Annotated in this window: 8 protein-coding genes; 2 read left to right on the top strand and 6 right to left on the bottom strand. The window is 71.3% G+C overall.

Annotated features, from left to right (window positions below; genetic code table 11):
* Nucleotides 1-44: 44 nt before the first annotated feature.
* The 6 genes from AC6JA9_RS26205 to AC6JA9_RS26180 form a co-directional block, all read right to left on the bottom strand.
* A complete protein-coding gene (locus AC6JA9_RS26205) occupies nucleotides 45-950 on the bottom strand; it encodes a PAAR domain-containing protein (protein ID WP_408890018.1) in 906 nt (301 codons plus the stop codon).
* Entirely contained in the window at nucleotides 943-2,190 is a 1,248-nt protein-coding gene (locus AC6JA9_RS26200) for a tetratricopeptide repeat protein (RefSeq protein WP_408890019.1), read from the bottom strand. Before AC6JA9_RS26200 ends, AC6JA9_RS26205 begins: the two co-directional genes overlap by 8 nt.
* A gap of 202 nt (nucleotides 2,191-2,392) precedes the next feature.
* A complete protein-coding gene (locus AC6JA9_RS26195) occupies nucleotides 2,393-4,171 on the bottom strand; it encodes a tetratricopeptide repeat protein (protein ID WP_497958010.1) in 1,779 nt (592 codons plus the stop codon).
* A 133-nt stretch (nucleotides 4,172-4,304) separates the two neighbouring features.
* Entirely contained in the window at nucleotides 4,305-5,567 is a 1,263-nt protein-coding gene (locus AC6JA9_RS26190) for a TolC family protein (RefSeq protein ID WP_267700512.1), read from the bottom strand.
* Entirely contained in the window at nucleotides 5,564-8,734 is a 3,171-nt protein-coding gene (locus tag AC6JA9_RS26185; RefSeq protein ID WP_497958009.1) for an efflux RND transporter permease subunit, read from the bottom strand. The genes AC6JA9_RS26190 and AC6JA9_RS26185 overlap by 4 nt, the downstream gene beginning before the upstream one ends.
* A gap of 15 nt (nucleotides 8,735-8,749) precedes the next feature.
* Nucleotides 8,750-9,853, bottom strand: a complete 1,104-nt coding sequence (locus AC6JA9_RS26180) for an efflux RND transporter periplasmic adaptor subunit (protein WP_473569083.1) — start codon at nucleotides 9,851-9,853, stop codon at nucleotides 8,750-8,752.
* 138 nt (nucleotides 9,854-9,991) lie between these two features.
* On the opposite strand from AC6JA9_RS26180, the gene AC6JA9_RS26175 reads away from it, so the two are divergent.
* On the top strand, nucleotides 9,992-11,491 hold the full coding sequence (locus AC6JA9_RS26175) for a sensor histidine kinase (RefSeq protein WP_223747509.1): 1,500 nt from the start codon (nucleotides 9,992-9,994) through the stop codon (nucleotides 11,489-11,491).
* Nucleotides 11,488-12,837 (top strand): sigma-54-dependent transcriptional regulator, encoded by a 1,350-nt coding sequence (locus AC6JA9_RS26170; protein WP_267700516.1) that lies wholly within the window; start codon nucleotides 11,488-11,490, stop codon nucleotides 12,835-12,837. The genes AC6JA9_RS26175 and AC6JA9_RS26170 overlap by 4 nt, the downstream gene beginning before the upstream one ends.
* Nucleotides 12,838-12,844: the final 7 nt, after the last annotated feature.

The raw sequence follows: 12,844 nt of genomic DNA, 5'->3' as shown, positions 1-12,844 counted from the left end.
GCGGCGGTCGACTCCCTCGGAGGTGGGCTGCGGGGACGGCGGGCTCAATGGTTCCTCCCGGAGTTGCGACGACCCCGGCGTGCGCCGGCGCGGGCCCGCAGGCCCTTGACGAGCTTCATCAGTCCTCGCGCGACGTTCATCCAGCTGGGCATGGGGAACCCGCCGATGAGCACATTGGGCGCGCCCAGGGTGACGGCGCCCAGCGTCCCCGGGGGGACACAGGCGTCCTTGCCCATGGCGGCGCCCATCGCCATGGCGAGCGCGTCGGCGGCCATCTGCGCCGCCATCATCCCCGCGCTCATCCCCAAGGCCCCCGCCATGGCGGCATCGCCCTCCGCGCTGGCGCCAGCCGCCTCGACGGCGTCGCCCGCGATGGAGGCCACCTGCGCGGCCATGCCGGCGACCATCATGGCCTTGCTGGCCGCTTGCAGTGCCGCCGCGGCGCCCCGCGCGGCGGCTCCAGCGGGTGGGACGGGTTTGCAGTGGTAGGTCAAATCCAGCAGCCGCGCCGCGCGCGCTCCGCCGATGAAGACCTTGGACGAGCCGGTGAAGACCTCGAAGATGGGCGGCAACCCGCAGCAGGTCGGCGTGAAGCCGAGGTCTCCGCACCGCGCCGCGGGCATCCCGTTGATGAGCACCTGGACCGAGGTGCCCAGGGCGATGGCGCCGAGCACGGGCATGGGCGTGGGCGGCACGGGCGGGGGGCCGCTGGGCGGATGCAGCACGTGCGCGTGCGGGATTCCCACGGCCATGGACCCGAGCGTGGCGGCGGGGAACGAGGGGAGCGCCTGGGAGACGGAGTTGGTGGCCAGGGCGAAGCCTTCGTTGAGCAGGTTGATGCCCATGGAGGGCAGGCCCGCCACCATGCCGAGTCCTTCCGACAGGGTGTGGAGGGCATTGCGAGGCCGCTCCGGTGAACGGTAGCGAGGCGCGGGGGGAACGTTAGGCATGGTGGGGTCCCTCGCGTTTGAGGTGCGTGAGCTCGGTCTCGACCCCTGACAGGCGCTCCTTCATGCGCAGGTGTCGATACGTGCGGCTCAGGTGCTCCAGGTTCGCGCACAGGTTGAAGTGCAGGCCGACCTTGCGGCTGAGGTGGGCCGCGGCCTCCCAACGCAACACGGCCTGCTTCGCGTCGCCCTGTTTCTCGCGGCAGAGCCCGAGCCACTCGAGCGCCCGGGCCTTGCCCTCGGGGTCGAGCATGCGCGCGGAAACCTGCTCCAGTCCCTCGAAGTAGCGCTCCGCCTCGCTGTAGCGCTTGCGTTCGAAGGCGAACTCGCCCAGGGACTTCACCACGACGGACAGGATGACGGGCGCCTTCGACGCGATGGCGGGGACCAGCGCGCATTCGTACCAGTGCTGGGCCTGGTCATGTGTCTGCGTGCGGCGGAACACGTCACCGATGCCATGCATGACCATGGCTTGCATCGAGTGGTTCTCGGTCTCCTGATAATAGCCGAGCAGGGTGGTGTACTTCGCGGTGGCCTCCTTGTGTCGACCGTGCGCGTAGTCCAGACAGGCCAGGGTCATCAGCGCCTGCATCCGCTCCGCGCGGGGGCGCTCGTCGTCCTCCATGTCCTTCTGGAGGCTGGCCTGCACCGCGTCGGGGCCGAGGTCGACGGGGAGGGTGCTGACACGCGGGAGGAGGGGGGCGTTCTTGTCCGTCCCGGTCGGGAGTCTGGGGTCCCTGAGAATCAATCGCAGCCCCTGCATCCAGGGGTGGATTCCATGTCGGGGCACCAGCGACGCGACGAGCGCCGCGTAACCGGCGGCGTCGGAGATCTGCTCGGGGAGCATGACCCACACCAGCCGGTGGCCGCCCTCTCGGGGGAAGAGGGAGCGCGCGAAGCCGATGGCCTCCTGGAGGAGCTCTTGAGGAGGCCGGGAGGGACTCAGGAGCGTCTGGGGAAAGTCCGGGAGGGGAGGCTTGCCGGCGTCGAGGAGCGCTCGGGATGCCAGGCCATGCTGCTCCTGGAGTTGCTCGATGGCCTCGCGAACGAACTGTCGCGGTTGATGAAAGGCGTTGCTGAAGAGAAGAAAGACGTCGACGTCCGAGGCCTGTTCCTGGTCGCGCAGGAGCTTGAGGAGGATGGCCGTGTCGTTCTCGGAGCACTGGACCAGGAGCAGCAGGTCCTCGCGTTGCTCGATGAACTCCTCGAGGCGCTCCTGTAGCTCCTGAAGAAGCCTGCGCATCGCCTTGTTGCCCCCCCGGCACCGAGCTTCATGACCGGAGTCCGCACACTAACGCCGCCGGCAATCTTTTCTCAACCGGTTGGCCGACCAGCTCCCGCCCGGTGGCCCTACCTGGATGGGATTGGGTCCGAGGCCCGCACCCGGGGCCATGCACGGGGGCCATGTCTTTCAATGGCCGCCCGTGCCGAGGCTCCTCGCGGCCTCAAGGTCCTGCGTTGCGCTCGATGTGCTCGCGGCGCTGCTCGAGGGCCGTGCGCTCGGTGTCGGGCAGCTCGGGCAACTGGAGCCAGGCGCAGACCAGGGCGTACTCGTAGCTCGCGTAGTCCTGGGTGTGCTGGTCCAGGGACTGGAAGAGGGCGCGGACCTCGGCGCGAGCCTCGGGGGTCGTCCGTGCCACGTGGGCCAGCGCCACGAGCGCTGCCTCCACCGTCCAGTCCATGGGGCCCTTCGCCAGGGCGAGCAGGAGCGTCCGTCGCCGCGAGTCGAGCCAGCCTTCCTCGCGGGTCGCGATGACGAAGGCCGCGGCCAGCTGGACGCGCTGCAGCCACGCCCAGGTGGAGTGGCTTCCTCGCGGCGGCGGTGGATGCACCATGGCGCGGGCGATGCTCTCCAGCTCGTGGGCGCTCAACGCGCGGGACGTCCGTGCCGCCTCACGCCACCAGTCCTCGAGCTGGAAGGGCGCGCTGGCCAGCTCCGCGAGCGCCGTGCCCACCTCCTCGGGAGGGGGCGGGACCGCGCGCGTCGGACGTGTGTCGGTGTAGCTCCACAGCGTGAGCTCCACCGGCTCGATGGGCTGGCGCGGGTCGGGCCGCTGTACTTGCTGGACGACGACGTCGACGACGCAGGGGAAGCCACGCCATTCGCGATGGAGCTCCCACGCCAGCTGGACGCTGGGCGCCTCGAGCCACTGGGTGGTGAACTTCACCTTCGGCGGTGTGTTCCCTGACGCCGCGGGGGGCTGGAGGCTCATCTGCCGCAGGGCGTGGATGCCCGCATCGACTCTCTGTGGCAGGTAGTCCACCCAGGGCACGAACTCGCGCGTGACGGAGGCCGCGAGCTGGCTCTCGCGCGAGGGACCGGACGTCGTGTCCGCCACCGACAGCAGGCGCTCCAGGGTCGCGCGCTCCTTGCTCTCACGGAACTGGAGGGCGGCCACGGAGGCCTGCGCCCAGGCGCTGCCCGGCTCATGGCTCAACGCCGATTGATACCAGTTGAGCGCCTCGTCGAAGCGCTCCTGTTCACGCAGCATGTCCGCGATGTCCAGCCGCGTGGCGTTCTGGGTGGCGTCGTGGCGCAGCGCGGCCTGATAGGCCTCGAGTGCCTGGGGAACACTGCCTCGTGCGCGGTGGACGTTGGCCAGGAGCATGGCCGTGAGCCAGTTCGGGATGGTGGCATGGGCCTCGGTGGCCACGGCGAGCGCCTCGTCCAGCCGGCCGAGGCGGTGGAGCAGGGTGCCGCGCAGCCACGCCACGGCCGAGTGGGTTCGATGCCGGATCGAGAGGCGCTCCAGCACCTGGAGTACCCGGGGCGGCAGGCCCGGCTCGGAGGGCGCCAGCCGCGTGAGGATGACGCTCAGCAGGCTCAACGTGGGCTCGATGGGGGCCTGTTCGGCGACCCCCTCGGCCTCCAGCCAGGGGAGTCCCCAGCGCACGAAGTCCGTGTCCCGCTTCGCGTGGACCACCTGGGAGAGCAGCTCGAGGGCCTGTGCGGGCTGACCTTGTTCGTGGAGCATCCACGCGCGCACGGCAACGGTGGCGAAGGACACGCGCCCCTGGAGGGGGACGATTCGCAGCGGGTCGGGGCCCGCGTCCTGCTTGATGCGCCGCAGCAGGTCCAACCATTCAGGGCGGGTGACGTCCGTGCTCAGCGCGCAGCCCACATGGTACGCCGCGTGGGGGAGGTCGCCCGCGAAGAGCGCCTCCGCGGCGAAAGAGGCGTCCTGCTCCGGCGTGGGTCGAAGTGAGGCGTGTTGGCAGTCCATGTCGAGGACCCACCGTACTTCGCCGACCCTGCTTCCGCCACGGCTGGAGCGTCCCAGCGCGAGCTTCCGCTCTTCGACAGGAATTGAGACATGCCGTGCCCGCGAGGAGGAGCGCTCGCGGGCACGGCTCCTCTCAAGGCACCTGGGTGAGCGTCTCCAGTCCTGAGGCGAAGAGCACGGCCGCCTCCGCCTGCTGCACCGCCTCACGCTGCTCCAGGTGTTGCAGCCGCAGGTCCTTCAGCGAGCGGAACGCGTCGAGCAGCTCCAGGATGCTCCCGCGTCCTTCCCGGTACGCGTCCTCCGCCATGCGCCGCAGCGTGGGCAGGCGCTCCACCACGTCCCGCTCCAGCGTGGCCAATGCGCGGTGCCTGCCCGCCAGCACTGCGTGCGCGCGGGTGAGCTCCGCCCGGGCCTCGGCGACCTCCGCGTCCAGCGCCCGGGTCTCCGCGTCCACCTCCGCCGAAGCGCGAGCAATCGCCCCCTGGTTCCGGTCGAACAGTGGCATCGGCAGCGACAGCCCCAGATACCCGATGGTGCTGTCCTCCCGCCGCGTCACCACCGCGCCCGCCTCGAGCGAGGGCACCGGCATCCGTTCCCGCTTCGCCACCGCGAGCCCGCCCTGCGCCACCGACTGCCGCTGCCGCGCCGCCACCAACGACGGCCGCTGCCGCACGCTCGCCTCCCACAGTCGGCCCAGCTCCGGAAGGGGGCCCGTCGCCCCCAGCGTCCCCGAGGCACGAGGGCTCCAGCCCGGTCGACCGAGCAGCGCCGCCAGCCGCCCCGCGGCATCGTCGACGCTGGCCTTCGCGTTGAGGACCTCGACCTCCAGCGTGCGTCCCTCCACCTCGATGCGCTCCACGTCGTACCGGCTGGAGTCACCCGCGGCCGCTCGCCCCTTCACCACCTTCTCCACACGCCCCAGGTCCACGGAGGTCTCCTCCAGCAACCGCAGCGCCTCCTGGCTCGACAGCAGGGACGCGAAGGCCTCGCGCACCGACAGCTCCCGCTCCGCGAGCGACGCCGTCACCCGCGCCTTCTCCGCGGCCACGCTCCGCTCGGCGAGCTCTCGTCGGACGCCGCGCTGCCCGAAGAGCAGCAACGGCTGCTCCACCGTGAACTGATGCGACATCGACGAGCCCGTGTTGGCCCCGTGCAACAGCCGCTGTCCGCCATAGTTGAACGACGGATTGGGCAGGATGCCCGCGGCGATGCGCTCCGTCTCCGCCACGCCCACCCGGGCCTGCTCCGCCGCCATCCACGGACTGTCCTTGGACAACAACTCCAGGGCCTGGGGCAGGGTGATGACCTCGGGGGGCACGGCGGCCGACTCCTCCGCGCGAGCCCCCACCGAAGTCAGCGCCCAGCACAATCCCCACATCGACACGAGGCGCTTCATGCCGCCACCCCCTCGGCCTTGCCCGCTTCATGGCCCGCGCCCGGCACCACGTGCGTCACGCCCGAGTCCCCGGCGTCCTCGTCCTCCTCCGAGGAGGCCGTGGGGCTCCGGTTCCCCACGATGACCGAGTAGAACGCGGGCAGCGCGAACAGCGACACCAGCACCGCCGTCACCAGTCCGCCGATGATGACGATGGCGAACGGGCGCTGCGTCTCACTCCCCGCGCCGCTGGAGAGCGCCGCCGGCATCAACCCCAGCATCGCGAGCAGCGCCGTCATCAACACCGCGCGGAACCGGCTCGCCGCGCCGCGCGGGAGGGCTGTCTCCAACGCCTCGCCCAGCTTCCGCCGGTCATCCACCGCGCTCACCACCAGCAGCGACGCGAGGCACACCTGGCCCAGCAGGGTGATGAACCCCACCGCCGCGCTGACGGACAGCGGAATCCCCGTGAGCGCCAGCGCCAGCACGCCGCCGCACATGGCGAACGGCGCGCCCGCGAGCACCGCGCCCGCGCTGCGCATGGAGCCCAGCGCCGCGTACAAGAGCGCGAACACCACCAGGAACGACAGCGGCACGATGACCGCCAGTCGCCCGAGCGCGCGCTCCTGGTTCTCGAACTCGCCGCCCCACTTGAGGAACATGCCCTCGGGAATCGTCACCTCGCGCTCCACCGTGGCCATGGCCTCCTGAATCGTGGAGCCCATGTCACGTCCCTCCACGTTGAACTTCAGCGCCAGCGTGCGGCTGTTCGCCTCGCGGTTGATGCTCGCGCGGCCCAGCGCCTTCTCCAGCCGCGCCACCTCGCGCAGCGGGACGTGTCCTCCGCCCGCGGTGGGCACGAGGATGTCGCCGATGCGCGACTCGTCCTCCTTCTCGGTGCCGGGCAACAGCACGCGCACGGGCACCGGCCGCTCCTGCTCCCACAGCTCCGTCACCACCTTGCCGCCCAGCGCCGTCTCGACCAGGTCCTGCGCCGTGGACACGTCCACGCCCGCGCGGGCGAGCGCCTGCCGGTCCAGCACCACCTGGAGCTGCGGCACGCTCGAGTCGCGATAGAGCCCCAGGTCGACCACGCCCTCCACGCCCTGCAGCGCGGTGACGGCGCGCTCCAGCGTGCCGCGCATGGCCTCCAGGTCCGTGCCGAAGACCTTGAGCACCACCTTCCCGCGCACGCCGCTGATGGCCTCCTCCACGCTGTCCTTGATGGGCTGCGAGAAGTTGAAGCTCACGCCCGGAATCTCCAGCAGCGACGCGCGCATCTCGCGCACCAGCCGCTCCTTGTTCCAGCCGTCCCGCCACGTCTCCGACGGCGTGAAGCGCACGAACGTCTTCCCCATGTTGACGGCCTCGTTGTCGGTGCCGTCCTCCGGGCGGCCCTGCTCGACGAGCACCTCCTTCACCTCGGGGAAGTCCAACAGGCGCTTGCGCACCTCCAGGAGGATGTCCGCGCCCTTGGCCAGGGAGATGCTCGCGGGCATCTCCACGAAGACGTTGATGTCGCCCTCGTCCAGCTCGGGCAGGAACTCGCTGCCCACGCGCGAGCCCACGACTCCCGTGAGCACCACCAGCGCCGCCATGGAACCGAACACCAGTGTGCGACGCGGCATCAGCCAGGTCACCGCGCGCGCATAGGACTCGCGCAGGGTGACGAGCAGCCGGGGCTCCTTCACCTCGGCGTCCTTGGGCCTCAAGAGCAGGGCGCACAGCGCGGGCACCACCGTGAGCGCGAAGACGAGCGCCCCCACGAGCGCGAAGCTGTACGTCAGGGAGAGAGGACGGAAGATGCGGCCCTCCACGCGCTCCAGGGTGAAGACGGGGATGAGGGCCGCGATGATGATGGCCATGGCGAAGAAGGTGGGCCGGGCCACGTCGAGCGCCGAGTGGATGATGAGGCCCAGCATCTCGCGCCGCTTCCGGGGCCGCTTCACGCCCGCTTCGTGCAGCACGTTCTCCACCAGCACCACCGCGCCGTCCACGAGGATGCCGAAGTCGATGGCGCCCATGGAGATGAGGTTCGCGGGCAGCCCCACCATGCGCAGGCCGATGAAGGCCGTGAGCAGCGCCAGCGGGATGACGGACGCGACGATGAGCGAGCAGCGCATGCTGCGCAGAAACAGCCACGCCACCGCGACCACCAGGAGCGCGCCGTGCAGCAGGTTGTGGTGCACCGTGGACAGCGTCTGGCCCACGAGCACGTTGCGGTCATAGAACGGCTCGATGTGCATGCCCTTGGGCAGCACCTGCCCGTTGAGCTCCTTCACCTTGGCGTGCACGCCCTCCAGCACCGTGCTCGGGTTCTCGCCCCGGCGCAGCAGGACGACGCCCTCGGTGACGTCCATGTCCAGGTCGTGGCTCACCGTGCCCCGGCGCGGCGTGTGGGAGGCCACCACGCGCGCGACGTCGCCCACCGTCACCGGCGTGCCGTCCTCGCTCTTGAGCACGATGTCCTGCACGTCCTTGGCGCCCTTGAGGTAGCCCACGCCGCGGATGAGCAGCTCCTGGTCGCCCTGGCGCAGGAAGCCTCCGCCCACGTTGCGGTTGGAGCGCTCCAGGGCCTCGGTGACGTCCGCCAGCGTCAGCTCGTGCGCGAGCAGCCGCGACGGGTCCACCTGGACGTGGAACTCCTTGAGGAAGCCGCCCAGGCTGAGCACGTCGGCGACGCCGGGCACCTGGCGCAGGTGCCGCGCGATGCTCCACTCCATCTCCGAGCGTGTCTCGGTGAGGGTGTGCCGGTCGCTCAGGACGCGGAACTGGTACACCTTGCCCAGGGGCGTGGCCTCCGGCGCGAGCCGCACGTCGGCTGCGTCGGCGAGGTCCGCGTTGGACAGGCGCTCACCGACGATGGTGCGCGCCTTGAACGGGTCCACGCCGTCGTCGAAGGTGAGGAAGATGAGCGACAGTCCGAAGAGGCTCTCGCTGCGCATCTGGAGCATGCCCGGGGTGCCGTTGAGCACGCGCTCCAGCGGCACCGTCACCTGGCGCTCGATCTCCTCGGGGGCGAGCCCCGGCATCTGTGCGATGACGTTGACCTGGAGGTTGGTGACGTCGGGGAACGCCTCGACGGGCGTGTCCAGATAGGCCTTCACGCCGAACAGGCCGATGCCCAGGGTCAGCAGCAACACCGGCAGGCGGCTGCGGACGCAGAATTCGATGAGTCGTCGCAACATGGGGTGCGGTCTCCGCTAGAGCAGCTGGTCCGCGGCGCCGTCGAGCAGCAGCGCGCCCCGGGTGACGACAGGCTCACCCGCGGACAGCCCCGCGATGACCTGCACGCGCCCATCCACGGGCGTGGCGACGACGACGGGCCGGCGCACGAAGGTGCGAGCGTCCTGCCGCACGTACACCACGGAGTCCTTCCCGTTGCGCAGCAGCACCGCCTCCACCGGGAGCGTCAGGCTGGCCTCGGCCGCGTCGATGCGCGCGCGGCCGAACATTCCTGGACGCAGCCCCTTGGACGGGCTGTCCAGCGCGATGCGCACCGGCGCCGTGCGCGAGCCGCTGGTGACCACCGCGCCCACCGAGACGACCTGGCCCGTGAGCGGCTCGTGCAGCGAGGGCAGGGTGACGCTCGCCCGCGTGCCCTCGCGCACCTGCGGCAAATCCCGCTCGAACACCTCCGCCACCACCCAGAGCGCGGAGGCGTCGCCCACCTCCACCAGCGGCTCGCCTCCGGGCTGCACGGAGACACCTTCCGTCGCGGTGCGCGCGAGCACCGTGCCGGCCAGCGGTGCGCGCAGGACGACAGTGGTGCCGCTCCCCGCGCCCACGAAGCCCACGGAGGCCTGGGCGCGGGCCAGCTCCGCGCGGGCCTCGGCCAGGCGCGTCTCCGCCGACAGCCGCTCGCGCTCCGTGCTCACGCCCTGGTCGAACATGCGCCGCTCACGCTCGAAGCCGGACTCCGCCTCGCGCAGCGCCGCCGCCGCGGTGGCCACCGCCGTGCGCGCCGCCGCGGCCTCCGGGCAGTCGAGCGTCACCAACGGGTCTCCGGGCTTCACCACCTCGCCGGTGCGCACGTGCACGCCCACCACGCGGCCGGCCAGCGGCGCGCCGAGCCGGGACACGGCCCCGTCCCGGAAGGCCACGCGCGCGGGCGCCTGGAGCCTCGCCCCGCCGGCATCGGGCTGGACGGGGGTGACGGTGACGAAGGCCTGGGAGGCCTCGGCGAGCTGCACCACCCCCTCCTTCAGCGTCTTGGGAGGAGGCCGCTCCGGGGTGGCGGTGGTCGCGGCGGCGCTGGAGCAGGCGGAGGAGAGGGCCAGCAGGCCCAGGAGCACGGTCCTTTTCATGGCTGGGCACCAGGGCAAGTCCTGGTCCAGCGTGTCGCGTACTCAACTCATTGAAATCACAGGGAGTGAACTCGCCCAGCGAGCAGGTAGGAGCGAGGCGAATTGAATCATCTGTGCACTTTCGCCACAGTGGGCGGCGTGCGCATCGCCACCAAACTGGGGCTCTGGCTGACGCTGACCAGCGCCCTCATCCTGGGTTCCTACGGGTACCGACAGCTCCGGCGGGAGGAGCACGAGCTGCGCACGGCCACGGAGGAGTCCTCCCGGCTGTTGGCCACGGCGCTCCAGGTGGCCATGGAGAACGCGCTGAGGGACGGGCAGGGCGCGGACGTGCGGGAGATGCTGGAGTCGTTGGAGGTGAAGGACCCCACGGTCGACGTCTTCGTGTTCGATGCGAAGAAGGGGCTGGTCGCCCGCTCGTTGGGGAGCTCGCGCACGTTGCCGCTCGTCGAGGCGGAGGCGCTCCGGGTGATGGAGGCGCACGGCGTGACGTCGCGCTTCGAGGGGCCGGAGGGCCTGTCCCACCTGTCCGTGGTGGTGCCGCTGCGCAGCGACGAGGGCGGGACGGTGGGCGCGCTCGCGGTGGTCAATCCGCTGGATGGGCTGCGCATGGATTTGGAGCGGACGCGTCGGTCGACGCTGCTGTCCGTGCTCACGCTCATCGCGGGCATCTCGGTGGTGGGGTGGCTGCTCTTGTGGCTCCACCTCCAGCGTCCGCTGGAGCGCGTGGTGCGGGCGATGCGCGCGGTGCGCGGCGGTGACTTCTCCGCCACGGTGGTGGTGGAGCGCGAGGACGAGGTGGGGGAGATGGCGCATGCCTTCAACGCGATGGTGAAGGAGCTGGGCGAGGCGCGGGGCCGGCTCAACGTCGAGACGGAGGCGCGCATCTCGATGGAGGCGGGGCTTCGCCGCGTGGACAAGCTCGTCACGCTCGGACAGCTGTCGGCGGGACTGGCGCATGAGATTGGCTCGCCGCTGCTCATCCTCGGTGGGCGGGCGCAGGCGCTCGCGTCGAGGACGGAGCTGCCCGACGACGTGCGCCGCAACGCGGGCATCCTGGTGGAGCAGTGCGAGCGCATCACCCGGACGGTGCGACAGCTCCTGGACCTCACGCGCCGCAAGCCTCCGCGTCGGGAGGTGCTCGATGTCCACCAGCCCGTGCGCGCCGTGGTGGAACTGCTCGAGCACGACGCTCGCAAGCGGGACGTGACGCTGGAGTTCCAGGTGGAGGCCCCGCTGCCCCGCGTCCTCGCGGATGGGGACGGCGTGCAGCAGGTGGCGCTCAACCTGCTCACCAACGCGCTGCGCGCCACGCCTCGCGGAGGTCGCGTGCGGGTGACGCTGGCGCCGTCCGTCTTCCGGAGCGCTCCCGGGCTGTCCGAGCGCCGAGGGGTCTGCCTGTGCGTCGAGGACACGGGCGTGGGCATCGAGGAGGAGCAACAGGCGCGAATCTTCGAGCCCTTCTTCAGCACCTGGACGGAGCTGGGCGGCACGGGGTTGGGGCTCGTGGTGGTGAAGTCCATCGTCGCGGACCACGCAGGCGCCGTCTCGGTGACGTCCCGAGCGGGCGAGGGCAGCCGGTTCCTCGTCCAGCTCCCAGCGGCCGAGGACGAGGACATGAAGGAGGAGGCAGAATGAGCGCGCGTGGACAGCGGATCCTCGTCCTGGATGACGACGCGGCGGTGGTGGACTTCCTCTGCGAGAGCCTCACGGAGCGCGGCTACGTGACGGTGGGGATGACGTCCCCCGAGGAGGCCCTGTCTCGCTGCGCGGAGGAGGCGTTCGACCTGGTCATCTCCGACGTGGAGATGCCTCGGATGCGGGGGACGGAGTTCCTGGAGGCGGTGCTCGCGCGGAGGCCGGGGCAACTCGTGCTGCTCATCACGGCGTTCGGGAGCATCGAGCTCGCGGTGGCGGCGGTGAAGGCGGGGGCCTGCGACTTCGTGACGAAGCCCTTCAACATCGACGCGCTGGTGCTCTCCATCGACCGCGCGTTCCGCGAGCGTCAGCTGCGCAGGGAGATTGTGCGGCTGCGCGCGGCGGTGCCCACGGACGCGCCGGGGGGACTGGTGGCGCGCAGCCCCGCGATGCGCAAGGTGCTGGAGATGGCGCGACGGGCCGCGCGCACGGACTCGACGGTGTTGCTCACGGGGGAGACGGGGACGGGCAAGAGCGCGCTCGCGCGGCTGGTGCACGAGTCGAGTGCCCGGCGCGCGGAGCCCTTCCTCCAGCTCAACTGCGCTGCGCTGCCACCGGGGCTCGCGGAGAGCGAGCTGTTCGGCGCCAGGCGTGGTGCGTTCACGGACGCGCGTGAGGACCGCGCGGGTGTCTTCGTGGCCGTGGGCGCGGGGACGCTGTTCCTGGACGAGGTGGGGGAGCTGTCGCTGGAGGTGCAGGCCAAGCTCCTCCAGGCGCTGGAGACGGGGAAGGTGAGACCGCTGGGCGCCAGCGCGGAGGTGACGGTGCGCGCGCGGGTGGTGGCCGCGACGAACCGGCCGCTCGAGGAGCTGCTGCGCGACGGGCGGTTCCGGCCCGACCTGTACTACCGGCTCAACGTCATCCGCCTGGAGGTGCCCCCGCTGCGCGAGCGGCGCGAGGACATCGTCCCGCTGGTGGACTTCTTCCTGGGGCGGCTGGGAGGCGCGCAATCGCGCGAGGTGCTCGGGGTGTCCGCGGCGGCGATGCGCAGGCTGGTGGCGCACGCGTGGCCGGGCAACGTCCGGGAGCTGGCGAACCTGCTCGAGCGCGCGGTGGCGCTGGCGGACCACGACACGCTCGTGCCCGAGGACTTCGACCTGCCGGGTGACAACGGCGGGATGCAGGCGCTGTTCACCCGGGCCAGCGGCGAGGAGCTGCCCCTGGAGGACGTCGAGCGGGCCTACGTGCGGCGAATCGTGGACGCGCAGAACGGCAACAAGGCCGCCGCCGCGCGCATCCTCGGCATCAACCGCCGCACGCTCTACCGGAAGCTGGGCGAGGAGTGACGCCTCG

Source organism: Myxococcus sp. MH1, from assembly GCF_059738865.1.
Note: the sequence above shows the minus strand (reverse complement) of the source record. Positions and strands in the feature narration are given on the sequence as shown.

Excerpts from the sequence above, each read along its gene's own strand:
- AC6JA9_RS26195 (WP_497958010.1), bottom strand. The coding sequence starts at position 4,171 with ATGGACTGCCAACACGCCTCACTTCGACCCACGCCGGAGCAGGACGCC.
- AC6JA9_RS26185 (WP_497958009.1), bottom strand. The coding sequence starts at position 8,734 with ATGTTGCGACGACTCATCGAATTCTGCGTCCGCAGCCGCCTGCCGGTG.
- AC6JA9_RS26190 (WP_267700512.1), bottom strand. The coding sequence starts at position 5,567 with ATGAAGCGCCTCGTGTCGATGTGGGGATTGTGCTGGGCGCTGACTTCG.
- AC6JA9_RS26205 (WP_408890018.1), bottom strand. The coding sequence starts at position 950 with ATGCCTAACGTTCCCCCCGCGCCTCGCTACCGTTCACCGGAGCGGCCT.
- AC6JA9_RS26180 (WP_473569083.1), bottom strand. The coding sequence starts at position 9,853 with ATGAAAAGGACCGTGCTCCTGGGCCTGCTGGCCCTCTCCTCCGCCTGC.
- AC6JA9_RS26170 (WP_267700516.1), top strand. The coding sequence starts at position 11,488 with ATGAGCGCGCGTGGACAGCGGATCCTCGTCCTGGATGACGACGCGGCG.
- AC6JA9_RS26200 (WP_408890019.1), bottom strand. The coding sequence starts at position 2,190 with ATGCGCAGGCTTCTTCAGGAGCTACAGGAGCGCCTCGAGGAGTTCATC.